Below are 23,145 nucleotides of genomic sequence, written 5' to 3'. Positions count from 1 at the left end.
ATGTATTTACATGGTACAAGTAAAATAAATGCACAGGGACATCTGGAAATTGGTGGAGTCGATACAACCGACTTGAAAGAACAATTTGGAACTCCCCTGTATGTTGTGGACGAGCAATTGGTTCGTGAGCGCTGCAGAGAGTATATGGAAGCGTTCCGTGCTTCAGGCCTGGGTTTCCAGGTTGCTTATGCAAGTAAAGCATTCTGCGTAATGGCGATGTGTGCCCTTGCTGCGGAAGAAGGACTTTCCTTGGATGTTGTATCCGACGGTGAATTGTTCACGGCACTTCAAGCCGGTTTCCCGGCAGAACGCATTCATTTCCACGGTAACAACAAAACGCTGGAAGAGATCGAAATGGCGCTTGATGCAGAGATTGGCTGCTTCGTTGTGGATAACTTCAATGAACTGCACTTGCTGCAAGCTGTAGCCGCAGACAAAAATCGCAAAGTTAACATTTTGCTTCGTGTGACGCCTGGTGTTGAAGCGCATACGCATGAATATATCTCGACAGGACAAACGGATTCCAAATTTGGATTCGATATCGGGAACGGAACGGCATTTGAAGCCATTGACTTGGCTTCCAAGCAGTCAAATCTGGTATTGCTCGGTGTGCATTCACACATCGGATCCCAAATTTTCGAAGTTGAAGGCTTCCAAATGGCAGTTCAACGCGTTGCTGAGTTTGCAGCAGATGTGTATGAGCGTCTTAACGTGGCATTCAAAGTGGTTAATCTGGGCGGTGGCTTCGGTATCCGCTATATCGATGGAGATACACCGCTTGAAGTTTCACAATACGTGAAAGCCATCACGGATGCGGTGAAAAATCATTTTGCTCAAATCGGCTATGCCGTGCCTGAGATCTGGGTTGAACCAGGCCGCAGCATCGTAGGGGAAGCGGGAACTACGCTCTACACTGTTGGAACAAGCAAAGATATTCCAGGAGTTCGTAAATACGTAGCTGTTGATGGTGGAATGACAGATAATCCACGTCCAGCGCTGTATGAGTCCAAATATGAGGCTGTATTGGCAAACCGTGCAAATGAGGCTGCTCAGGAAACGGTATCTGTTGCTGGTAAATGCTGTGAGAGCGGCGATATGCTGATCTGGGATCTGGACCTGCCTAAAGTGCAAAGCGGCGATCTACTCGCAGTAGCTTGCACAGGCGCATACAACTACTCGATGGCAAGCAATTACAACCGGATTCGTCGTCCGGCAGTTGTGTTTGTCAAAGACGGTCAAGGGGATGTAGTGGTACGCCGTGAGACGTATCAGGACATCATCCAGAATGATCTCGTACCTGAGCGTATTGCAAAACAGCCAGTTACCCGTTAATTAAAGAACAAATAGCTGAGCACTATATGAAGAAGACAATAAAGGACACTCCTTTTTTGTCTTCTTTTGCATGTTTAGGGCTGGATTTTGAAAAAAACTTGCTTATTATTTTGCGATCAATCCATTTTCAGTGTACACTAAGAAAAGTGCTATAAAGCTTGGCCCAGGGTCATGCGTTCTGGCACCATTAACGATGGTCAATACGAAAGGAGTCATTTACATATGGCGAAACAAGCGAAAATCAAAATGGCAAACGGCGGAGAAGTTGTAATCGATTTGTTCGATCAAGAAGCTCCAAACACAGTAGCAAACTTTGAGAAACTGGCTAACTCCGGTTTCTACAACGGTCTTGTATTCCACCGTGTTATTCCGGGCTTTGTAGCTCAAGGCGGATGCCCTAACGGTTCCGGTGCAGGCGGCCCAGGTTACACAATTAACTGTGAAATCAACCCGAACAAACATGAGCGTGGAACTTTGGCTATGGCTCATGCAGGCCGTAACACAGGCGGAAGCCAGTTCTACATCTGCTACCAACCGCAACCACATTTGGATGGACAACATACTGTATTTGGTAAAGTAACCAAAGGTATGGAATTCGTGGACGCTTTCGAAGGTCGGGACAAAATGGAAACAGTTGAAGTAGTAGAAGCTTAATCAATAAACGTATGTAAACCGTTTCGCAATTAGCGAAGCGGTTTTTGTTTACACTTAAGCTTATTAAAAGTTAGTATGTGACAAAAAGGAACAAAAAACAATTGATTTTTTGACGTTAAAGTGCTAACATCCAATTAATAACGCAACGAATCCTTCAGGGCAGGGTGTAATTCCCTACCGGCGGTGATGCAGTATGTGAGGATATCTATCCAGCATTGATGCAAAGTCCGTGACCCGTCTGCCTGTGGCAGATGGCTGATCTGGTGTAATTCCAGAACCGACAGTATAGTCTGGATGGGAGAAGGAGAGGGTGCAGTCCTTAGGGGCCGCATTCCGCAGGAGTGTTGCTGTACAGTTTTTGGCTAATTCATTTCCTGTGCAGGGAGAAATCCGGTTACTTCCGGAAATCTTCATACATATGCCACATCATAGAAGCTCTTTACCTGTAATTGAAGTTCATTAAGGTATGTGTCTGCTTTCACTTGCCTGAAATGAAGTTTTGGGCGATGTGTTGTTGGCAATGTATCAATAGTACTGCTGGTGACACATGTCTCTCATCATCCCCATCGAACGGTTTGTTCGACGGGGATTTTTTATTGGATATGGAACATGCCTCTCTGTTGGAAGGGAGGTCTATAACTTAAGATTTTAACCGTGGGGTGAACGGACTTGGAAATGATTAATGATGAATTTTATATGGCGCTAGCACTGGATATGGCAGAACGGGCACAAGGACAGACCGGAATCAATCCGGTAGTCGGTTGTGTCGTGGTAAAAGAAGGACGTATCGTGGGCCTCGGAAGTCATCTCAAACGGGGAACGGGTCATGCAGAGGTTCATGCACTGAACATGGCGGGTAGTGATGCTGAAGGCAGTACAGTGTACGTTACGCTTGAACCCTGTAGCCATTATGGCAAGACTCCACCATGCAGTGAACGTCTCATTCATGAGAAAGTGAAACGTGTCGTTGTATGCTGCGAAGATCCGAATCCGCAAGTCTCCGGCAGAGGTATCAGCATGCTGCGTCAACAAGGGGTCGAAGTTGAAGTTGGAGTGCTGCGTGAGCGCGGAAGACGGATGAACGAGAAATTCATCAAATACATTACAACAGGTCTCCCCTTTGTAACTTTGAAGACGGCCTCTACACTGGATGGCAAAATTGCTACGCGTAGCGGTGACAGCAAATGGATCTCTAACGAGTCTGCTCGCGAGATTGTACACGCGCTTCGCCATCGCCATCAAGGAATTATGGTTGGTGTGGAAACGGTCATTGCAGACAATCCCGAACTGACGACTCGCTTGCAAGTGGAAGGGATCAGCCCGGTACGAATCGTGGTCGATTCCAAGCTACGCCTGCCTGTAGGCGCCAAAATGGTCAAGGATGGCCTTGCACCTACCTGGGTACTTACAACAGATGAGGCGAGCCCTGAAGCGGCTGAGCGGCTGGAAGCCTATGGGGTGGAGATTATACGTTGTGGTCCAGGACCACGTGTTGATCTGCTGAGTGCACTCAGCAAGCTCGGTGAGCGTGAGATTGGTTCGATTCTGCTTGAAGGCGGGGGCACACTGAATGGGTCCATGCTGGAAGCACGGTTGGTAGATCGACTGCTCATGTTCATTGCTCCGAAAATTGTCGGAGGATACGAAACACCAGGCAGTTTCCGCTTTGAGGGTGTAGAGCGCATGAGTCAGGCGATTCAATTACATCAGCTGGAAATTGAGCAAGTTGGAGATAATATCAGCATTGGCGGAATTCCGGTTTGGCCTGAATAAATGAATTAACGATAACGAAATAAATAAAGGAGGCGGTAGCATGTTTACCGGTTTGGTGGAAGAAGTCGGTCAGATCCGGCGGATAGGTCGGAAAGGCGAAGCGATGGTCCTGAATATCGGAGCTTCCGCCATCATGAACGACTTGAAGATTGGCGATAGTGTAGCTGTAAACGGGGTATGCTTAACTGCGACAACCCTGGAGGGTGGCGGATTTACTGCCGATGTGATGCCCGAGACATATCGACATACCAACCTTAGTCAATTGCAATCCGGTAGCAAAGTTAATCTGGAGCGAGCCATGCTGTCAGGTGGACGTTTTGGTGGGCATATCGTTCAGGGCCATGTCGATGGCACTGGGGTCATTGGCAGCATTACACGTGACCAGAATGCAATTGTTTTCGAGATCAAACCTGATGATACGCAGCTGTTCAAATATCTGATACCCAAAGGGTCTGTAACCCTGGACGGAATTAGTCTGACCGTTGTGCATACTTCACAGACCGCATTCACTGTATCCATTATTCCACATACCATTGGTGAGACTGTATTAAATGTGAAAAAGACGGGAGATACCATCAATATTGAGTGTGATATTTTGGGCAAATATGTGGATCATCTGCTGCACTATGGTAAGGGACATCAGGAGACCGGTGCGGGCAAGCCGCGAAGTATCAGTGAGGATTTCCTCGCTAATCACGGCTTTGCTTAACAAATCGTAATTGATTAACTACAAATATAAATTGAAATGGAAACTGGAGGGGGACCTATGTTAGAGAAATCCATTCTGAATTCTATTGAGGAAGCCATCTACGATCTCATGCAGGGTAAACCGGTTATTGTGGTGGATGATGAGGATCGGGAGAATGAAGGCGACTTTATCGCTTTGGCGGAAAAGGCTACACCTGAAGTGATCAATTTCATGATTACCGAAGGCAGAGGTCTGGTGTGTGTTCCCATTACGCAGCAACGTGCCGATGAACTCAACCTAAAGCCTATGGTTCAGCAAAATACGGACTTTCATGGGACGGCTTTCACCGTCTCTGTAGATCATAAAGATACCACAACGGGCATCTCGGCTCATGAACGCTCCATTACAGTCAAGGGTCTAATTGATCCCGAAGCGAAAAGCGGAGATTTCCGCAAGCCGGGCCATATGTTCCCACTCATCGCCAAAGACGGCGGTGTGCTAAGACGCGCGGGACATACGGAAGCAGCTGTAGACCTCGCCATTATGTGCGGTTCTTATCCGGCAGGTGTAATCTGTGAAGTGATCAAGGAAGATGGCACGATGGCCAGACTTCCAGATCTGCAGGAGATTGCCCGCAAGCATGATCTGAAGCTGATCAGCATTCAGGATATGATTCGGTACCGGAATGAGAAGGAACAGTTGGTTAAACGCGAAGTAGCTGTACGTATGCCAACAGACTTTGGTGAATTCCAGGCGGTGGCATACACAAATGCAGTGGACAACAAGGAGCATGTCGCTTTGGTTAAAGGCGAAATTGACGGATCGAAGCCTGTATTGGTCCGCGTACACTCCGAATGTCTCACAGGGGATGTATTCCATTCTCATCGATGCGACTGTGGTCCACAATTCGATGCAGCATTGAAACAGATCCATGACGAAGGCAACGGCGTCCTGCTCTATATGAGACAGGAAGGACGAGGCATTGGACTGATCAACAAGCTCAAAGCCTACAAACTGCAAGAGGAAGGTCTGGACACCGTGGATGCCAATCTGAAGCTTGGGTTTGCTGCCGATCTTCGAGATTACGGCATTGGTGCCCAAATTCTCAAAGATCTAGGGGTTCGTCAAATTCGGTTGTTAACCAACAATCCACGCAAAATTAAAGGGCTTGAAGGGTACGGACTTGAAGTGGTGGAACGTGTAGCCATTCAGATGGAAGAGAACGAGGACAATACGGTCTACTTGCACACGAAGCAGGCGAAGCTCGGCCATATGCTAAAGTTCGACGATATCGAGCAGAATGAAGAAAAAAACTGAGTAGCTTTTCTGAGGTTAAACAGGGTGAACTAGTTTCCAAAGATCAGCTGCGTACATTATACAATACAATTAGGGAGATGACTTGAATGCCACACTTTTTTGAAGGACATTTGGTATCAGAAGGATTAAAATATGGAGTGGTTGTAGGACGTTTTAACGAGTTCATTACAAGCAAATTGCTCAGTGGAGCACTGGATGCGTTCAAACGTCATGGTGTACAAGATGATGAAGTGGATGTAGCGTGGGTTCCAGGAGCGTTTGAAATCCCGTTGATTGCCCAAAAAATGGCTGAAAGTGGAAAATATGATGCTGTCATTACGCTGGGGACGGTTATCCGTGGTTCAACAACACATTATGATTATGTGTGCAATGAGATGGCTAAGGGTGTAGCCGCAATTAACCTGAAAACAGGCGTACCTACAATCTTCGGCTTGGTTACAACAGAGAATATTGAACAGGCCATTGAGCGTGCTGGAACAAAGGCAGGAAACAAAGGCTGGGATTCAGCTACTGCCGCTATTGAAATGGCGAACTTGACGAAACAGCTAAAATAGTGCTTATTTAATATAGTGCCCTGCTCAGCGCAGACGAAAACGGGAGACCGGATTCGGCGGCTTAGCGGGGGTTTTTATTTTTCTGGCGGGAGGATTCGTCTAGTGACGGTAGTTACATACAAACTGGAGACTTTTGAAGGGCCTTTGGATCTGCTGCTTCATCTGATCGATAAGGCAGAGATTCATATCCAGGATATTCCCATCAGCGATATTACCGATCAATATATGGCGTATCTGCATTCGATGCAGGAGCTGGAGCTGGATATTACGAGTGAATTTCTGGTAATGGCGGCAACACTTCTGTCGATCAAGAGCAAGTTATTACTGCCCAAACCACCGGTAATCGAGGACTTTGAGGATTATGCATATATGGAAGATGAAGATTATGATCCACGTGCAGAACTGATTGCGCGTCTGATTGAATATCGCAAATACAAGGGAATTGCGCGTCACTTGCACGAAAGGGAGTGGGAACGCAGCCTTATTTTCTCCAAAGAGCCCGAGGATTTGCGGCCGTATATGCCTGTAGAAGCACAATCGAATCCGGTCGAGGGTTTGCATACCTCGGATCTGATTGCGGCTTTCCAGAAGGCGCTGCGCAAGGCGGAGAAGCGGACAACCGTAACTCGGATCCATCGGGATGAAATCTCGGTTAAGGATCGTATTCGCGATGTCATCGGTGCGTTGGAAAGTATGGGACCGGGAGGCAGGCTGTTATTCTCCAAGTTGCTGGATAACCAAATTTATCGGCACGAGATTGTCGTAACTTTTCTGGCAGTGCTGGAACTGATGAAGATGAAGCAGATCGTCTGTTATCAGGAGCGGATGTTTGAGGATATCGTTATGGAGTGGAGAGGGGAAACAAAGAATCATGGATTTTCCGAAATTGAAATCGATTATTGAAGGCCTGCTGTTTTTGTCCGGAGAAGAAGGTCTGAGCATCAAACAAATCGCCGAAATCGTGGATCAGCGAACCGAACTGGTGTCGGATGCGATTGAAGAAATGATCGCTGAATTTGCCAAGCAGGGACGAGGCGTACAAATTCTTAAAATTGCAGGGGTAGTCCAACTGGGTACCTTGCCGGAACATGCGGCCTATTTTGAGAAATTGGCTTATTCACCTGCACGTACCTCTTTATCCCAGGCGGCGTTGGAGACGCTCGCTATTGTGGCGTACCGTCAGCCTATCACACGGGTAGAGATTGAGGAGATACGTGGGGTGAAATCCGAACGTGCCATTCATACACTTGTGAACAAGGATCTCATTCAGGAAGTGGGACGGGCTGAGGCCATTGGACGCCCAATTCTATATGGCACAACCAAGTCTTTCCTGGATTACTTTGGTTTGGCTTCGCTCAAAGATCTGCCGGAGCCAGGGTTGTTTGAAGATTCCGAGAACCTGGAGGAAGAAACACAGCTGCTTTTTGAAAAATTGGATGTGCAGCATGTGGACCTGGACCTGGATAGTGCAAATCTCGAAGATGATGCAAATGCAAACGATATTAATAACGAAGATGATCCTTCGCACTCATAACTTTGCAGTCTGGATCGATCCAAAACCGGTTGCCCTTTCGGGGTGCCGGTTTTTTTGGCGTGGTATGTGGAATGGAGTGTAAGGTAGTCGTTCAAAGATTAAATGGAATTTTTAGGTCAGACGTGAATTTTTTCCTATATAGAGTGTCATACTAGACGAGAAAAGAATTGAGGGCTTGGAGGTAAGGTCTGTGTGGATTTGGCTTGGAGGAATCGGCTTGTTGATCGCACTGCTTCTTGTCGCAGTCCTCATCTCGTATGTTCATGTGCATTTTACATTCAGGAAACACAATCATGATGATTATGCCAAGATTACGGTTCGTCTGTTATATGGCATTGTGCGTATTAACTATGAAATTCCTAGTATTGTCTTTCGTAATATGAAGGAAGGTTTTCTGGTGAAGACGGAGCAGCGAATGAATCATTCGAGGGGGGAAGCCCAGAGCAGCGAGCGTGTTAACAAACGTAAAGTCAAAAAATGGGCTAAGGATGTAAAAATCATGCTCAGGGCAACGGAAGCATTAAAGCTCTGGATCAAGCAAACACTCACTCGTGTACATATGACTCATTTGTCCTGGTCCACTCGCATTGGCGTCGGCGATGCAGCATATACGGCTGTTCTCATAGGTTGGGTGTGGAGTATCAAGTCGATCATCATTGGATACCTCTCTTATCAAATCCGTTTTGAACAAACGCCAAAGTTACAAGTTGTGCCGGTGTGGGAAGACGAGATGGAGTTCCAAACCGAGCTGGATTGGAAACTAAAGATCCGAATTTCAGCAGTCATGATCGCAGGACTTACGCTCTTAACCCGAGTGCTTCAAGTAGAGGGAGGATGGCGGATGTGGTTCAAACTCTTACAAGAACAACGGCGCAGACGCAAGCTGAAGCTGAAGAAACAACACAGTAAATCGCAAATTTAAGTGTATGTACTGTCCCTGTGTTATACGCCTTTCATTTAAAATGATTGCGGGGTGGCGGGGGTGGAACTATGCGTCTTGGCTGGGTCTACTCGGTAGTTAAGAAGAAACCGAGTATGAGAAAATTTTCTATAGTTTGCTTGCAACTGCCGGATTTTATTTTGCCCAGTCAGCGGTTTGTAGTATTGAGGTTTAGTTAAATGGCTGGCTTACATAAGTCCCTTCAAGTTTGGGGATGATATGATTAGATCAAACCTAGCTTAAATTGAAACTGGAGGGAATTTAAATGTCAGATCATCCAATTCAAGGCTTAATGGAAACCGCAATGGAAAATATCAAGGCCATGGTGGATGTCAATACAATCGTGGGCGATGCGGTCGAAACACCTGATGGTACCGTAATTTTGCCGATCAGTAAAGTGGGATTTGGATTCGCTGCGGGTGGCAGTGATTTTCATGTAAATGATGGAAACAGCAAAGGTGGAAGCGGCGGGAGCAGCGGAAGTAGTACCACTGAACATGCCAGCTCCGCATCGGTTGCCTCACCATTTGGAGGCGGAAGCGGGGGTGGCGTATCCATTCGTCCTATCGCGTTCCTGGTAGTTGGCAAACAGGGCGTGCACATCGTGCCGCTTGACAACTCAACACATCTGTTTGAGAAATTGATCGATTCCACACCGTATGTGATGGATAGAATCCAGGACATGTTCCGCAATCGTAATACAGCACAACCGGCAGAGTCCGGCATTCCTGTCACACCTGATCCTTCTACGTACAGCTAAATGATTCGGTTAAGATCCCTTCCGCAGCGCATGCGAAAGGGATTTTTGCTGTTTTCTAACACTGGGACATACTTCGGGTTGTCCAGACATAAGCTAGTACAAGATTCCAAGTGACCCGGAGGAATGAATCGATGCGAAAATTAATGAAATTTATGGCATGTATGCTTGTACCTTTGTTTCTGTTTCCCTCATTTGGGCTTGCTGAAGCCCAGGGAACCATCCCCGGCCCCTCAAACCATGCGCAAAGCGCTGCTCTCATTGATGTAACATCGGGCCGAATATTGTACAGCAAAGATGGGGATAAGGAACTGAGAATTGCCAGCTTGACCAAAATCATGACGGCAATTGTTGCGATTGAACACGGTAAACTGGATGACAAAGTAAAGGTAACTTCTTCGGCTTTTGCCAAAGAAGGGTCGTCCATCTATCTCAAGCTGGGTGAAGAAATGACACTTGAAAACATGCTATATGGGCTGATGCTGCGATCAGGCAACGATGCGGCCTCGGCGATTGCTGAACATGTCGGTGGATCTGAAGAAGGCTTTGTTCTGTTAATGAACAAAAAGGCAGAGCAAATTGGTCTGACCCATTCCCATTTTATGAATCCCCATGGACTTGACGCAGACGGTCATTACTCCACCGCCAATGATCTTGCACGCTTAACTGCGTATGCGCTCAAGAATCAGGTGTTCAAACGTATTGTAGCTACGGAGAACAAGTCGGCTCCAAATCCGAATGAGAGCTGGGAGTACTCCTGGCAAAACAAAAATAAAATGCTGCGGTTGTACGAGGGGGCCGATGGCGTAAAGACCGGATATACCAAAAAGGCGTTCCGTTGTCTGGTTAGCTCTGCTACACGCAATGGGCAACAGCTTGCTGCGGTAACCCTTAACGATGGCGACGATTGGAATGACCATGCACGTATGCTGGATTTCGGTTTTGAAAACTTCCCTTTGGTGGAAATTGCAAAAAAAGAACAGCCTGTACAAAACACGGATGTGGTCACAGGTCGCGGGTTCACCTATCCTCTAGCGAAGAGTGAGACGTCCTCATTGACGAAAAAGCTGATTTTACTCGATAACCGGGCACAGGAGAGTACAGAGGGAGATGCAAAAACGACAGATCCTACTTTTGGACTGGCCGGCCGAATTGATATGCAGCTTGACGGGAAACTTGTGGGTTCAATTCCTGTGTATCGCAAAGGAAGTTATATTCCGCCAGAGCCGAAGACAGAGGATGCAACTCTGGGAGGGATCGGTGAAATTTCTACCTGGGCTTCCGCATGGCGCGCGGTATTAAGCCATTTGTTATCTCCATAATGAGGGGAGGGTTATCCTTTGATCAATTTAATCTGGCTTCTCATGATCGTAACCGGATTTGCTTTTGCAGCAGCACAAGGCAAAATTGAAGTTGTTACGCAGGCGGCTTTTGATGGAGCAGCAACCGGAGTAACGGTATGTTTTGGGCTGATCAGTGTGCTCGTGTTTTGGATGGGTATGATGAAAATGGCTGAGGATGCAGGGCTACTGGGACGAATCGCGAAGCTGCTAGGTCCGGTTGTTGGCTTTTTGTTCCCGGATGTTCCGCGGAATCATCCAGCCATGGGCTATATTTTATCCAACATGAGTGCCAATCTGCTAGGCCTAGGCAATGCGGCAACCCCAATGGGGATCAAAGCCATGCAGCAACTGCAAGAGCTGAATCCGGATAAACAAACGGCTTCCCCTGCCATGTGTACTTTGCTGGCTCTGAATACAGCGAGTATCACCATTATTCCGACAACCCTGATAGCCATTCGACTTAATTATCATTCCGCGAATGCCACGGAAATTGTAGGTACCACGCTAATGGCAACCATTATTGCGACATTTGCAGCCATTGTAGCCGATCGCTGGTACCGAAATAGGGCACTTCACAGGCCGCCGCGTGTACATAAAAGTGACAATCCCGGTATGAAAGGATGAGCAACGTTGTTAACCTTCATCAACTGGATTTCCGTCTGGGCCATTCCGGTTATCATCGCGTTTGTTCCATTATATGCGTTTACCAAAAAGGTCCCGGTCTACGAATCTTTTGTTGATGGGGCCAAAGATGGCTTCTCTACGGCGATCAGCATTATTCCCCATCTGGTAGGCATGATGGTTGCGATCAGTGTATTCCGTGCTTCCGGTGCATTGGATTATGTAATCAGCCTATTCGCACCACTTGTGTCCTGGATGGGGGTTCCGGGAGAAGTATTGCCGCTCGGTATTTTGCGTCCTTTGACCGGGACAGGCTCGCTTGCCTTTACGACTGACCTGATCAAAACCTATGGACCTGACTCTATGATTGGTCGCATGGCTTCCACGATTCAAGGCAGTACGGATACAACCCTATATGTATTGACTGTTTATTTTGGAGCGGTAGGTATACGCAATGGTCGCTATGCGCTCAAAGTTGGGTTGTTTTCCGATCTGGTTGGATTCATTGCTGCCTTGGTTATTTGTTTAATTGTATTTGGTTAAAAATATGCCCTCTCCTTCCGATATACGAATTATGCTAGAATGATAGCGGAGGAGAGTGAGAACCATGCAAAAGAGTTGGAAACGAATGCTCCGCTTTGGGATGTCAGGTATGCTTACCATTGCGTTGCTTGCAGGACAGACGGGACTGGCTGCGGCTCAAGCCGTTAATACGATTCATTTTACGGGTTACTTCGATAAACAACTACGTGCTCAGTTGGCCGTTACAGCGGATTCTTTTCCAGTTGTGAACGTACGTCTGGTCAAACAGGATGAACCCGATTCAGTATATTATGATGTAGGTACATCCATACTGATCTCCAAGGATGAGGTGCTAACCAACTATCATGTCGTTCAGGATTATGCTGAACTGTCTGATGGGGATGAAGGCACACTTACTGTAGCAAGCCCAGGTCATCTGGACAAGCCGGTTAAAGCCAAAATCATCAAAACAGATCCGGTGACAGATATGGCATTGCTGAAGCTGGACAAAGAAATCGACGCACAACCGGTGACGTTTGCAAATGCGAAAGATAATCAAATCGTCTATACCATCGGATTTCCTAAAAATTCCGCCGGGGAACTTGTGCTGTTGGACGAAGATTTCCCTTCAACTTACAATACAATCGCCAAGAGCCGAGTATTTAATTCACAAGATTCAGATGTTCCAGGCAAGAAGGGCATTGGCAGTATCGTAAAATCAGTGGCACAAGGCAATTCAGGTGGCCCTGTTCTGGACCAGAACAATCGGGTTATTGGCATGATGACCTTTGTATACGGCGGACGTACTTATTATATTACTTCCAAAACATTGCAATCCTTCATTAAAGAAAGTGCAACCCCTGCGAAAAAACAGGTCGTTGTTGCTGGTAAAGTAGCCAATTAAACTTATTCATGTTGTAGTGGTTACATATGGTTGAAATTGAACGGCTCACCTTAACGCTCCTGTCGCATACCGGCAGTGAGAGGGTGAGCTTTTTTTGGCCTAAATACATAGCTAAATGCAGCTTAAAAGGTGTTTACAACCCCTGCGTTAACAAAATCGATGGATTATCCTTGTGATTTCCGGCCTTGATGGGTATCATTAGTGTGAGGTGACATGACAAACATGGAAAGATTACAAAAAATTATCGCACAGGCAGGCATTGCATCCCGCCGCAAGAGCGAGGAACTGATCCTGTCCGGCAAAGTAGAAGTTAACGGGGAGGTCGTAACCGAACTGGGTACGAAAGCGAACCCCGAAGAGGATATGATTACAGTTAATGGTAAACCGATCCGCAGTGAAAAGAAAGTGTACATGATGTTGAATAAACCGAAGGGTGTTATCACAAGTGCTTCAGACCCGGAAGGTCGGAAAATTGTATCCGACTATCTTAAAGGTGTCAAGGAACGGGTATACCCAGTGGGTCGTCTGGATTATGACACAGAAGGATTGCTCATTCTAACCAACGATGGCGAGTTTGCGCATTTGTTGACGCATCCGAAGCATCACGTACCCAAAACGTATCATGCAACCGTTAAAGGTGTTCCACATGGTTCGGCTCTGGAGAAATTAAAGACAGGCATTATGCTGGACGACGGTATGACAGCTCCGGCAGAGATTGAGTACAAAGATGTGGATACCGCAGCAAATGAATCTGTTATCTCTATTACGATTTACGAAGGGCGTAACCGTCAGGTTAGACGTATGTTCGAAGCGATTAACCATCCGGTAACACGTCTGAAACGGATTTCGTTTGGAGGTATTTTGCTTCAAAACCTGAAACGGGGACTCACACGCAATCTAACCAAAGAAGAAGTCAACAACCTGATTACGCTCGCAAAATCAGAACCCGCCAAAAAAATGAAAAAAAGGTAATGTGAGGACACATAATTTTCATAAAAGCGCCGCAGTTTTGTGACGAAATTCGCTATAATTGTTCATAGGATGTTCACAGTTGTCCAAGACCGTTATATGCGAATGCTAGTCACTCAAGCTTTTTGCATAAATCCCCGGAGCGACTTTCAATCAGCAAGATTTAGATCGAAATGGTGTTATTCGTCTAATTCTTGTACCCGGGAGCGTTTAAATTCAAATTATGCAAAAAGCTGACTTAAAAGGGGAGCAGCACATGGGGAAATCAAGAAGAGCGGTGCAAATCGTCATTTTGTTATTGATCCTGGTGTTGGGCGGATATGCGATTACTACATCGGTATCCGGCTCGAATGGCAAGCCAAAAGAAGGAGACAAAGCTCCTTCTTTTGAACTGCTGGGCCTGGATGGACAAGTTCATACGTCTGAGGAATACAAAGGCAAAGCCATGGTAATCAACTTCTGGGGAACATGGTGTGAGCCTTGTGTCAAAGAGATGCCTGCGCTACAAGCGCAAGCGGACAAATGGAAGGACCAGGGTGTGCAATTTGTTGGTATCAATGTTGGGGAAGACCAGATGACCGTGGAAAATTTTGTTCGACAGGTGGGCGTTACGTTTCCGATTATGCTCGACCGTGACAAAAACTCGATCCGGGATTTTGGCATTTCGCCGATGCCAACGACATTTTTTGTCTCCGACACGGGCAAAATCTCCACCATTCATATCGGTCAACTTGATTTGGACACACTTGACGCTCAAATTTCACAACTGGCGAAACAGCCCTGACAGGAGGTCTAGTCGTGTTCCAAAATACGAAATGTGAGTGCGGACACCAGAATCCGGTGGGCACTGTGCTGTGTGAAGCCTGTGGCAAGCCGCTGCTGGAGGCCGAGGTCAAATCGGATGAAGTATTGGAAATGCGTTATGATGGCATGGCGCGTCGTTCGCAGCGTACCAATCCCAAAATCATTGACCGCATATGGAACTTTTTCTCATCGGTCAAAATTGCTGTTTACATGATTGTGTTTACACTTGTAGGTTCCATGCTGGGCACAATCTATCCACAAGAAAGTACATTTCTGAATATTGATCCATCCGTATATTACAAGGACACATACGGTCAGTTGGGTCATATCTATTATCTGCTGGGTCTGTCCCATACATACGAATCCTGGTGGTTTATTTTGTTACTGGTACTGATTGGCGCTTCATTGGTCATATGCAGTCTAGACCGGGTACTTCCACTATATAAAGCGCTGAATAAACAGAAAATACGCAAACACATGCAGTTTCTTACACGCCAGCGACTGGTGTATCAAGGTTCCATAGATGAGGCATCAGAAGACTGGATTAAGAAAGCGGTTACGCCGCTTAAAAAGAAAGGTTATCGCGTGCATACCGAGGGTACTGCATTGCTGGCCGAGAAACATCGATTCAGTCGCTGGGGGCCATATGTTATCCATATCGGATTGATTATCTTCCTGCTCGCAGTACTTGCTCGAGGACTTCCCGGGCTGAATCTGGATGAGCATGTTGCTTTTCCCCAAGGGGAAATCAAAAAAATACCGAATACCTCCATGTATTTGAAGAATGAACAGTTTAATGTTGAATTTTACAATGAAGATGAGGTTCCAGAACAGTTCCGTAATTTGAACAAAACCGTTCCAAAACTATTTGAAACCAAAGTGGTATTGTACGAATGTACGGCAGATTGCTCGGATCCTTCGAAAAAACCTCAATTGACCGAGGTGGACCGACATGATGTTCGAGTGAACCATCCACTGAATTACCACGGATTAAAAGCATATCAATTTGATTATGATCTGACACCAACGATTCGTTCGGTAACGCCTGATTTGGTCAATGCCCAGACGGGTGAGAAGTATGGAGCAATCCAAATTGCTATGGTGGATACGCAGCGAACGTTTGAAGCTGGACCCTATAGTCTGAGTGTTAAAGAAAAATATATGGATTTTGGGCTGGATGAAAATGGAGAACCCAAATCAAAATCCCCTTCACCGAATGCGCCTGCCTTTCTATTTAACATCAAGGGTCCCAATTTACCTGAAGCGGGCATGCAGTATTTGTATTTTGCGAAGCAGATAGATAAACAACGTTTTCAACAGGACGCAATTAACAAACAGTTGAATGGAGGAGAAATTCCTTTGCAGCTAGAGGTTGATAGCATGGATAAGGTGGACATCATTCAATCCGTGAGTTACCTCAATATCCGTATTGATAAGGCCATGCCTTTCGTATGGGTTGGGGCAGGCATCGTTATGTTGGGTCTGGTTATGGGCTTTTACTGGCATCACCGACGTATTTGGATTCGGATTGATGATGGACAACTCACCCTAGGTGGCCATACGAACAAAAACTGGTTTGGATTTAGGCGCGAGGTTGCAGCTGTGTTAAAACATATGAATGTGGAAGTGGATGAGAAGTCGTTGGATAACGGGGGGAACCAAACATGAGTTTATTGGATTTCAGCAGCGACGCATTTATCGTATCTTTTTTTCTATATTGTGCTGCATTTATGTTATATGGCGTTGCCGTCATGGGAAAGAAATGGAGTAATCGTGACCCGCAAGCTCATGTAGAACGATGGGGGAAACGAGCCTTTATTGCATCAACTGTTGCACTAGCTGCACATCTCATCTTCTTTGGTACACGCTGGGCTGGAGCAGGCCATATACCAGTAAGTAATATGTATGAGTTTATGAGTTTTCTTTCCATGATGATTATGGTGGCATTTATTGTAGTTTACGCCATCTATCGCAAATCGTTGCTGGGACTGTTTGCATTGCCACTAACCATCATTATTATGGCATATGCAGCCGTATTTCCTCAGGAAGTACAGCCGCTGATCCCTGCTTTACAATCGATATGGCTCAAGATCCACGTGACGTTGGCAGCTCTTGGCGAGGCATTCTTTGCCGTAGGCTTTGCGGCGGGATTCATGTACTTGTTACGCACAGTCGATTTCAGTGGCAAGGATAAGTCATCCAGACGCCAGCGCGGGTGGGTTGAGTTTACATTAATCACTATCGTCGTTGTCGTTGGGTTTATCGGGTCGGTATTTGCTTTCCGTGCATCCGGATATGAGGCGGTTTTTGTTCGGAAAATCGCTAGCATTGACACAGAGGTACAGGAAAATAGTACAATAGAGAAAGTGATTTATCGCATGCCTCCTATTTTTGCGCCTTATAATAGCGAAGTGGAGAGCATAAAACCGTTTCTTGGCATGAAGGAACCATTGCTTGAGACACCTTCCTGGATGAACGGAGTTAATGCTGGACGTAAACTGAATACGGTAGTCTGGTCTTTGATTGTAGGGTTGATCTTATATGGACTTATTCGTTTAATTGTAAGAAGACCGCTTGGACAAGCTCTGCAACCGATGCTGGATGGCATTGATGCCGATGATCTCGATGAGATTAGTTATCGGGCAATTGCTATCGGATTTCCTATATTTACATTGGGAGCATTAATTTTCGCTATGATCTGGGCCCAGATTGCCTGGAGCCGCTTCTGGGGATGGGACCCCAAAGAGGTGTGGGCTTTGATAACATGGTTATATTATAGTGTGTACCTGCATTTGCGTTTGTCCAGAGGCTGGCAGGGCCGCAAGTCTGCATGGCTTGCAGTACTTGGGTTTTTGGTCGTTATGTTTACGCTCGTTGGTGTGAATTTGATCATTGCCGGGTTGCATTCTTATGCAGGAGCAGACTAGGATAGGTAGTTTCGTAAAGTTCCCGAGAGAAATCCATGAAACACATACGTGAGCCCCTACGTCCAATGGGGCATTCAAATATTGTTCGCCAGATCGAACATAATAGAAGTGATGAGGAGTTATTGCAAAGGGGCTGGAGTGGAATGGCTGAACATGAGAACCGTATACTCGTCGTGGATGACGAGGAAAGAATCCGACGGCTTTTGAAAATGTATCTCGAAAAAGAAGGTTATGAAATCGATGAAGCAGAGGATGGGGAAACTGCGTTGCGAAAAGCAACTGCAGGTGACTATGGTCTGATTTTGCTTGATGTGATGTTGCCGGGCATGGACGGCGTTGAAGTATGTACCCGTTTGCGTCAGGTAAAATCAACTCCGGTTTTGATGCTTACTGCAAAAGGCGAAGAAATTAACCGCGTTCAGGGCTTTGAAGTTGGAGCAGATGACTATGTCGTTAAACCGTTCAGTCCACGTGAAGTGATTTACCGAGTCAAAGCGATTCTGCGTCGTTCTTCTGCGACAGCGTATCTGTCCAAGGAGAGTAATTCAAGCAACAATATCGTATTTCCTCATTTGGTCATCGAACATGATGCTCACCGCGTAACCGCGGGTGGGGAAGAGATCAGTCTAACACCGAAAGAATATGAACTGTTGCATTATCTCGCGACATCTCCAGATAAAGTTTTCTCCAGAGAAGAGCTGCTGAAGGATGTATGGAACTATGAATTCTTTGGTGATCTTCGTACTGTGGATACGCATGTGAAGCGTCTTCGCGAGAAGTTAAACAAGGTTTCGCCAGAATCAGCGGCGATGATTACGACGGTGTGGGGTGTGGGTTATAAACTGGAAGTACCGAAGTAGTTTTAGTTTCTGGAGATCGCTGGTCGGGAAGTTATGGATTACGATTATTTGCCTTGTGGGCTGTGTACTCATAGCATTGGGTCTTTTTTTGCTGCCGTATATTGATACGAATTTTGCGGAGTCTGAGTCGAGAGATATCAAACGTTTGTTCACGTATGTTTGTATTATCGGTTTCAGCTTGACGACCTTTTTTGCGCTGTTTCTTTTCACGAAAATTACGCAGCCGATGCAGCAGTTAATTCAGGCAGCCAATGCGATTCGGAAAGGAAATTACGGTACACGTCTCTCCCTTGTAACTAGTGATGAGATTGGGGAATTAGGTAATACATTTAACCATATGGCTGCACAGCTGGAAGATAACATTCGCAACCTTAACCATGAAAAAGAACATCTGGCGAGCGTGCTCCGAAGCATGACCGATGCTGTAGTGACATTCGATGGTGAGGGGAAAGTTATTTTAACAAACCCACCTGGAGAGAAAATCATGCAGGCTTGGTGTGATTTGGACTGGGCACAAATGGGCGAGGGACAGGATTCGGAGAATGCTGTGAGTTCTTCACGAGAGGTGCCGGAACCACTCGTTCCTTTGTTCAAAATGGTGATGGAACAAGGTGGCGATCAGAACTCTAACGTTCATGTGCAGCAGGGTGTCTGGTCTGTTCAGATGGCGCCTTTGTATGCAGATAGTGTCGTACGGGGGGCTGTTGCTGTGCTTCGTGACGTAACGGAGGAAGTACGACTTGAGAAGATGCGCCGTGATTTTGTCGCCAACGTATCTCATGAAATACGTACTCCGCTATCCATGATGCAAGGGTATAGTGAAGCTCTTTTGGATGGAATGGCGGCTTCTCCAGAAGAAAGTGAAGAATTAATTCAAGTGATTCATGATGAGTCTTTGCGTATGGGCAGGTTGGTTAAAGATCTGCTTGATCTTGCGCGAATGGAAGCGGGTCATACGGATATGGCTGTGAAGGAAGTGGATCTGGTTGAACTATTGGAGCGTGTATATAGAAAGTTCTCGGTACGTTCCAAAGAACAGGATATCCATCTTCGGTTTGAATGCAAACAGACTTCGATTGAACTTCACCAGGCTGACGAGGATCGGCTTGAACAGGTATTTACAAATTTGCTGGATAATGCGTTTCGGCATACTCCCTCAGGCAAAAATGTTGTCATATCGGCAGAGCTGTTAACCGATATCCGGACACCTGTAGCTAAAGTGACTGTAAAAGATGAAGGTGTAGGCATTCCGTCTTCCGATCTGCCATTCATCTTTGAACGATTCTACAAAGCAGATAAGGCTCGTGTTCGAGGTGAAAGTGTCGGTACAGGACTGGGGCTCGCAATTGTAAAAAATATTGTGGATGCCCATCACGGTACCATTATCGTTAATAGTGTACTTGGCGAAGGAACAGAGTTTATTTTACAATTTCCCGTGGATTCTTCGAAATAGCCCGATTTCATACAAAAAGTGCGAAAGCACCCTCATGCTGAGGGTGCTTTTTTGTTGAACAGTACCGTTTAATCTTGTTCAACGTGGAACAGTATGTTCACTTTTTTTGCATCAAAAAATGTGTCCAAGATAATTTTGCCTCTTATGATACATAAGCTTGAAAAGCGAAGAAGTTAAAGGAGGAGTGGATTAGGCATGTCTGATGAAAGAAAAAGGGTGAATATTAAAGCTTTCATAGAAGGAAGATCGTTTCGAGCGGGATCACCGTTTATTCCAATAACATCGAGTGAAGTGGAGCAGTTTGAGTCCATTTTGAAAGCATTGGCAGTGACTATTCCTGCAGCTGTTAGTCAGCCTACAGCGTCTAATATTCTCGCATTGCAAAACAGTTTACGGAGTTTGCTCACCTTTGTTAATACCTCTGGTTTTCGAGCTGGGGTGAAAGCTGAGTTACAATCCGTTCTGGAATTAACCATAGCAGGTTCTGAAGTTGTACCTGTAGCCGTTATCAATCTGGCTGGCAACTTGCAAAACTTGCTTGATGATTTATTAAGTGTAACGTTGCTTCTGGAAGTTCCGCCTGCGGAAAAAGATAAATTGGTCGGTTTGATTCGATCCATATCCGTATCATTGACTCGTGCTACCAGTTCATTTGGAACATCGGGAACTCCAGGTCCTCCAGGTCCCCCGGGAGTTCCAGGGGTTCCGGGTGTTCCCGGAGTGCCAGGTCCAGCCGGGCCAGGAGGCTCAGTAGGACCAGTAGGTCCGGTAGGTCCTCTAGGACCCCAAGGCGTACCAGGTCCGCAGGGGGCTCCTGGAGTTGGATTGAATGATATTTCCGTTTTTGATCCCGCTGAGGCACCTGGCTATGTGCAAGGTCAAGTTGTTTCGTATAACGGCAGTCTTTATGTTGTTAACGTGAATGGTCCTACCGGAGTACCGGGAAGTTCTCCAGACTACACGTTGTTTTTGTCAGGCGGAACGACTGGAGCAACAGGGGCAGGCTTAACAGGCTCTATTCCATTCGATCCGGCGCTCGCACCAGGTTATCCGGCAGGACAAATTGTAACGTTTGGCGGTAGTACCTATATTACTAATGTGGCATCGCCAACGGGAACACCGGGTAGTTCACCGGATTATACTTTGCTGGCATCGGCCGGAGCTACTGGGGCTACTGGGACAACAGGAGTGGGACTCGGTGGTTCTGTTCCGTTTGATCCCGCAGTAGCACCTACGTATCCAGCGGGTCAGGTCGTAACATTTGACGGCAGCACTTATATTACAAATGTGGCATCGCCAACGGGAACTCCCGGTACTTCACCGGACTATACACTCTTGGCAGGTGCAGGACCTACTGGGGTTACGGGAGCCACAGGAGTAGGTTTAAGTGGAATATTACCGTTTGATCCAGCGGTAGCACCAACCTATCCAGCGGGTCAAATAGTTACATTTGACGGTAGTACCTATATTACTAATGTAGCTTCACCAACTGGAACCCCAGGTACATCACCAGACTACACATTGCTTGCTGGCGCAGGAGCCACCGGTGCAACCGGAGCAACAGGCGTGGGCTTGAATGGAGCAGTTCCGTTTGACCCAGCAGTGGCACCAACATACCCGGCCGGTCAAGTTGTAACTTTTGAAGGCAGCACCTATATTACAAATGTGGCATCACCAACGGGAACGCCAGGTACATCCCCTGACTATACATTGATTGCAGGCGCAGGCCCTACAGGGCCAACGGGTGTAACGGGAGCAACTGGAGTAGGTTTGAGTGGGATTGTACCGTTCGATCCGGCGGTAGCACCAACGTATCCAGCGGGTCAAGTGGTGACGTTTGACGGCAGTACGTACATTGCTAATGTCGCGTCGCCAACGGGAACGCCGGGAACTTCACCAGACTACACCTTGCTTGCAGGTGCAGGTGCTACAGGTGCAACCGGAGCAACAGGAGTGGGCTTGAATGGAGCAGTTCCGTTTGACCCAGCAGTAGCACCAACGTATCCGGCGGGTCAAGTCGTGACATTTAACGGAAGTACTTACATTACAAATGTGGCATCGCCAACGGGAACGCCAGGTACATCCCCTGACTATACATTGATTGCAGGCGCAGGCCCTACAGGGCCAACGGGTGTAACGGGAGCAACTGGAGTAGGTTTGAGTGGGATTGTACCGTTCGATCCGGCGGTAGCACCAACGTATCCAGCGGGTCAAGTCGTTACGTTTGATGGCAGCACGTATATTGCAAATGTGGCATCACCAACAGGTACTCCAGGAACATCCCCGGATTACACGTTGTTGGCTGGTGCAGGAGCCACGGGTGCAACAGGGGCAACCGGAGTTGGTCTAACCGGCGCAACAGGAGATACCGGTACAACGGGAGCCACGGGTGCAGGTTTGACTGGCGTTGTTCCATTCGACCCAGCAGTAGCGCCAACGTATCCAGCGGGTCAAGTGGTGACGTTTGATGGCAGCACGTATATTGCAAATGTGGCATCACCAACAGGCACTCCAGGAACGTCCCCGGATTACACATTGTTGGCTGGCGCGGGAGCCACTGGTGCGACAGGGGCAACCGGAGTTGGTGTAACGGGCGCAGCGGGAGATACCGGTGCAACGGGAGCCACAGGCGCAGGCTTGACGGGCGTTGTTCCATTCGATCCAGCAGTAGCGCCAACGTATCCAGCCGGTCAGGTGGTGACGTTTGACGGCAGTACGTATATTGCAAATGTGGCATCGCCAACAGGAACACCAGGAACGTCCCCGGATTATACGTTGTTGGCTGGCGCGGGGGCCACGGGTGCGACAGGGGCAACCGGAGTTGGTGTAACTGGAAGTAACGGAGCCACCGGAGACACAGGAGTTACCGGCGTCACTGGAGATACAGGAGTTACCGGTGCCACGGGTGTCAGTATAACGGGAAGTACAGGAGCAACGGGGGATACGGGTATAACCGGAGCCACCGGCGTTACCGGCGATACAGGAGCAGCGGGTGTAACTGGAGCCACGGGTGTCAGTGTAACGGGAAGTAAAGGAGCCACGGGGGATACGGGTGTAACCGGAGCTACCGGCGTTACCGGCGATATAGGAGCAGCGGGTGTAACTGGAGCCACGGGTGTCAGTATAACGGGAAGTACGGGAGCAACGGGGGATACGGGTGTAACGGGTGTCACTGGGGTTACCGGCGATACAG

At 47.2% G+C, this 23,145-nt stretch carries 21 protein-coding genes and 1 riboswitch; all 21 genes read left to right on the top strand.

What is annotated here, in order from left to right:
- Positions 1-1,332, top strand: a complete 1,332-nt coding sequence (gene lysA / locus AC4PM4_RS20485) for a diaminopimelate decarboxylase (protein WP_491614453.1) — start codon at positions 1-3, stop codon at positions 1,330-1,332.
- 222 nt (positions 1,333-1,554) lie between these two features.
- Positions 1,555-1,986, top strand: a complete 432-nt coding sequence (locus AC4PM4_RS20480) for a peptidylprolyl isomerase (RefSeq protein WP_024630947.1) — start codon at positions 1,555-1,557, stop codon at positions 1,984-1,986.
- A gap of 146 nt (positions 1,987-2,132) precedes the next feature.
- Positions 2,133-2,296, top strand: a riboswitch (FMN riboswitch).
- Positions 2,297-2,655: 359 nt separating this feature from the next.
- Positions 2,656-3,759 (top strand): bifunctional diaminohydroxyphosphoribosylaminopyrimidine deaminase/5-amino-6-(5-phosphoribosylamino)uracil reductase RibD, encoded by a 1,104-nt coding sequence (ribD, locus tag AC4PM4_RS20475; protein ID WP_491614452.1) that lies wholly within the window; start codon positions 2,656-2,658, stop codon positions 3,757-3,759.
- A 40-nt stretch (positions 3,760-3,799) separates the two neighbouring features.
- Positions 3,800-4,468 carry a riboflavin synthase gene (gene ribE / locus AC4PM4_RS20470; protein WP_064636805.1) on the top strand — a complete coding sequence of 223 codons (669 nt, stop codon included), beginning with the start codon at positions 3,800-3,802 and terminating at the stop codon, positions 4,466-4,468.
- Between the two features lie 57 nt (positions 4,469-4,525).
- Positions 4,526-5,764 (top strand): bifunctional 3,4-dihydroxy-2-butanone-4-phosphate synthase/GTP cyclohydrolase II, encoded by a 1,239-nt coding sequence (locus AC4PM4_RS20465; protein ID WP_072735283.1) that lies wholly within the window; start codon positions 4,526-4,528, stop codon positions 5,762-5,764.
- An 86-nt stretch (positions 5,765-5,850) separates the two neighbouring features.
- Complete coding sequence (ribH, locus tag AC4PM4_RS20460; RefSeq protein ID WP_063565743.1) at positions 5,851-6,318, top strand: 6,7-dimethyl-8-ribityllumazine synthase; 468 nt, start codon at positions 5,851-5,853, stop codon at positions 6,316-6,318.
- A 102-nt stretch (positions 6,319-6,420) separates the two neighbouring features.
- Positions 6,421-7,221: a segregation and condensation protein A gene (locus tag AC4PM4_RS20455; RefSeq protein ID WP_063565744.1), complete on the top strand. Its 801-nt coding sequence runs from the start codon at positions 6,421-6,423 to the stop codon at positions 7,219-7,221.
- Complete coding sequence (scpB, locus tag AC4PM4_RS20450) at positions 7,190-7,852, top strand: SMC-Scp complex subunit ScpB (RefSeq protein WP_064636808.1); 663 nt, start codon at positions 7,190-7,192, stop codon at positions 7,850-7,852. Before AC4PM4_RS20455 ends, scpB begins: the two co-directional genes overlap by 32 nt.
- A 190-nt stretch (positions 7,853-8,042) precedes the next feature.
- A complete protein-coding gene (locus tag AC4PM4_RS20445; RefSeq protein ID WP_063565746.1) occupies positions 8,043-8,774 on the top strand; it encodes a DUF2953 domain-containing protein in 732 nt (243 codons plus the stop codon).
- Positions 8,775-9,057: 283 nt separating this feature from the next.
- A complete protein-coding gene (gene ytfJ, locus AC4PM4_RS20440) occupies positions 9,058-9,552 on the top strand; it encodes a GerW family sporulation protein (protein WP_063565747.1) in 495 nt (164 codons plus the stop codon).
- Between the two features lie 143 nt (positions 9,553-9,695).
- The gene (locus AC4PM4_RS20435; RefSeq protein ID WP_491614451.1) at positions 9,696-10,871 is read left to right on the top strand and encodes a serine hydrolase; all 1,176 of its coding nucleotides are present in this window, start codon (positions 9,696-9,698) and stop codon (positions 10,869-10,871) included.
- Between the two features lie 18 nt (positions 10,872-10,889).
- The gene (locus AC4PM4_RS20430; RefSeq protein WP_063568316.1) at positions 10,890-11,516 is read left to right on the top strand and encodes a nucleoside recognition domain-containing protein; all 627 of its coding nucleotides are present in this window, start codon (positions 10,890-10,892) and stop codon (positions 11,514-11,516) included.
- 6 nt (positions 11,517-11,522) lie between these two features.
- On the top strand, positions 11,523-12,056 hold the full coding sequence (locus AC4PM4_RS20425; protein WP_063568317.1) for a spore maturation protein: 534 nt from the start codon (positions 11,523-11,525) through the stop codon (positions 12,054-12,056).
- Between the two features lie 64 nt (positions 12,057-12,120).
- Positions 12,121-12,939, top strand: coding sequence for a S1 family peptidase (locus AC4PM4_RS20420; RefSeq protein WP_063568318.1), 819 nt, complete (start codon positions 12,121-12,123; stop codon positions 12,937-12,939).
- Positions 12,940-13,161: 222 nt separating this feature from the next.
- Positions 13,162-13,911 (top strand): pseudouridine synthase, encoded by a 750-nt coding sequence (locus AC4PM4_RS20415; RefSeq protein ID WP_063568319.1) that lies wholly within the window; start codon positions 13,162-13,164, stop codon positions 13,909-13,911.
- 253 nt (positions 13,912-14,164) lie between these two features.
- A complete protein-coding gene (locus tag AC4PM4_RS20410) occupies positions 14,165-14,692 on the top strand; it encodes a redoxin domain-containing protein (protein ID WP_063568320.1) in 528 nt (175 codons plus the stop codon).
- Positions 14,693-14,706: 14 nt separating this feature from the next.
- Positions 14,707-16,380, top strand: a complete 1,674-nt coding sequence (resB, locus tag AC4PM4_RS20405) for a cytochrome c biogenesis protein ResB (RefSeq protein ID WP_491614449.1) — start codon at positions 14,707-14,709, stop codon at positions 16,378-16,380.
- Positions 16,377-17,639, top strand: a complete 1,263-nt coding sequence (gene ccsA / locus AC4PM4_RS20400; protein ID WP_491614448.1) for a cytochrome c biogenesis protein CcsA — start codon at positions 16,377-16,379, stop codon at positions 17,637-17,639. The genes resB and ccsA overlap by 4 nt, the downstream gene beginning before the upstream one ends.
- A 143-nt stretch (positions 17,640-17,782) precedes the next feature.
- Complete coding sequence (locus AC4PM4_RS20395; RefSeq protein WP_017687664.1) at positions 17,783-18,499, top strand: response regulator transcription factor; 717 nt, start codon at positions 17,783-17,785, stop codon at positions 18,497-18,499.
- Between the two features lie 55 nt (positions 18,500-18,554).
- Complete coding sequence (locus AC4PM4_RS20390) at positions 18,555-19,952, top strand: ATP-binding protein (protein ID WP_256336347.1); 1,398 nt, start codon at positions 18,555-18,557, stop codon at positions 19,950-19,952.
- Between the two features lie 195 nt (positions 19,953-20,147).
- Positions 20,148-23,145: collagen-like repeat preface domain-containing protein (locus AC4PM4_RS20385; protein WP_491614447.1), on the top strand; the 2,998-nt coding region annotated here is incomplete at its 3' end.

The sequence above is a fragment of the Paenibacillus sp. MDV22-iso6 genome, from assembly GCF_058408365.1.
The sequence above is the reverse complement of the archived record's forward strand: the minus strand, read 5'-3'. Positions and strand labels throughout refer to the sequence as shown.

What these genes read in the sequence shown, in the direction of transcription:
- lysA (WP_491614453.1), top strand. Translation starts at nt 1, where the DNA reads ATGTATTTACATGGTACAAGTAAAATAAATGCACAGGGACATCTGGAA.
- AC4PM4_RS20480 (WP_024630947.1), top strand. Translation starts at nt 1,555, where the DNA reads ATGGCGAAACAAGCGAAAATCAAAATGGCAAACGGCGGAGAAGTTGTA.
- ribE (WP_064636805.1), top strand. Translation starts at nt 3,800, where the DNA reads ATGTTTACCGGTTTGGTGGAAGAAGTCGGTCAGATCCGGCGGATAGGT.
- AC4PM4_RS20465 (WP_072735283.1), top strand. Translation starts at nt 4,526, where the DNA reads ATGTTAGAGAAATCCATTCTGAATTCTATTGAGGAAGCCATCTACGAT.
- ribH (WP_063565743.1), top strand. Translation starts at nt 5,851, where the DNA reads ATGCCACACTTTTTTGAAGGACATTTGGTATCAGAAGGATTAAAATAT.
- scpB (WP_064636808.1), top strand. Translation starts at nt 7,190, where the DNA reads ATGGATTTTCCGAAATTGAAATCGATTATTGAAGGCCTGCTGTTTTTG.
- ytfJ (WP_063565747.1), top strand. Translation starts at nt 9,058, where the DNA reads ATGTCAGATCATCCAATTCAAGGCTTAATGGAAACCGCAATGGAAAAT.
- AC4PM4_RS20435 (WP_491614451.1), top strand. Translation starts at nt 9,696, where the DNA reads ATGAAATTTATGGCATGTATGCTTGTACCTTTGTTTCTGTTTCCCTCA.
- AC4PM4_RS20420 (WP_063568318.1), top strand. Translation starts at nt 12,121, where the DNA reads ATGCAAAAGAGTTGGAAACGAATGCTCCGCTTTGGGATGTCAGGTATG.
- AC4PM4_RS20415 (WP_063568319.1), top strand. Translation starts at nt 13,162, where the DNA reads ATGGAAAGATTACAAAAAATTATCGCACAGGCAGGCATTGCATCCCGC.
- AC4PM4_RS20410 (WP_063568320.1), top strand. Translation starts at nt 14,165, where the DNA reads ATGGGGAAATCAAGAAGAGCGGTGCAAATCGTCATTTTGTTATTGATC.
- ccsA (WP_491614448.1), top strand. Translation starts at nt 16,377, where the DNA reads ATGAGTTTATTGGATTTCAGCAGCGACGCATTTATCGTATCTTTTTTT.
- AC4PM4_RS20395 (WP_017687664.1), top strand. Translation starts at nt 17,783, where the DNA reads ATGGCTGAACATGAGAACCGTATACTCGTCGTGGATGACGAGGAAAGA.